The 909-nt window shown below is 45.7% G+C and carries 1 protein-coding gene; it reads left to right on the forward strand.

Annotated elements, in window-relative coordinates:
* On the forward strand, positions 1–399 hold a 399-nt coding region (locus FQK12_RS27390; RefSeq protein ID WP_222435534.1), incomplete at its 5' end, for a hypothetical protein.
* Positions 400–909 lie beyond the last annotated feature (510 nt).

Below are 909 nucleotides of genomic sequence, written 5' to 3' on the forward strand. Positions count from 1 at the left end.
TCAGTAATCGGAGTGATACTGACACTGCTAGGGCTCTTTATTCCGTCACTAATCAGTAACCATTCGTCACGTAAGGCAGAGTTCAGGAAGCATTCCGCACCACTGCGGGGAAAGTTGCTAAGCGAAATTGAGGCTATTGAAGGAGGCTCTTATCCATTCAGGCTTATCAGCGATGCTGATTTCAACCAGTTGCTACCTTACGCCCCGAGGCGCAGGAAAAACGCTCTCCTTGATGCTTACACCAGTTATCTCGACGCTCATACGATGGCCGCCACGAAGCACTGGCACGATGAACTTCCATCCGATGGAATGCTATTTTTCCCGACGGGTTTCTCAGTCACTAATTCAGATGAGGTACTGAAGAAAATGCAACCTCTGAAAAAAGAACTCAGCAGATAGTCCTTTAGGATGGCCGCCAGATGGATTAACGACAAAGCACAGAGTGAATGATGCTCTGGTGGCACAAATAAAAAAGCCATGCAAATGCATGGCCTTGTGGTTTGAATCCGTTATTTACAAAAAGTAGTCAAGACAGTATCTTTCGACTTCCGGACAAAAAAACATATACCGGGACAAAATCTAAATGTAACTGCCTTGCCTGCATGAAACCATGCGGGCTTTTTTTTGCCCAAAGAAAAAGCCCACCGAAGTGGGCCTTACAGCTATCATCATTTTTTATTAGGTGTGGTGCCGGGTGCCTCCCGGTAAGTCGCCGCCAGTCCACAGACGACTCGCAATGCGCAAAAAAACATATCAGACTGGCAATGCCCCTCCGCATAGGGGGATTCACCACATTAACAATTTATTATCAAATTGTTTTGCAGTCAAATACCACTCTCATGCCATATGATTAAAGAGGTCATCCATAAAAAAAGCCTGCAGCGAGCAGGCGAAAGTATGTTTAGTACA

The organism is Klebsiella sp. ME-303 (assembly GCF_007910085.1).
In the GTDB taxonomy this organism is placed as follows: Bacteria; Pseudomonadota; Gammaproteobacteria; order Enterobacterales; family Enterobacteriaceae; genus Klebsiella; species Klebsiella michiganensis.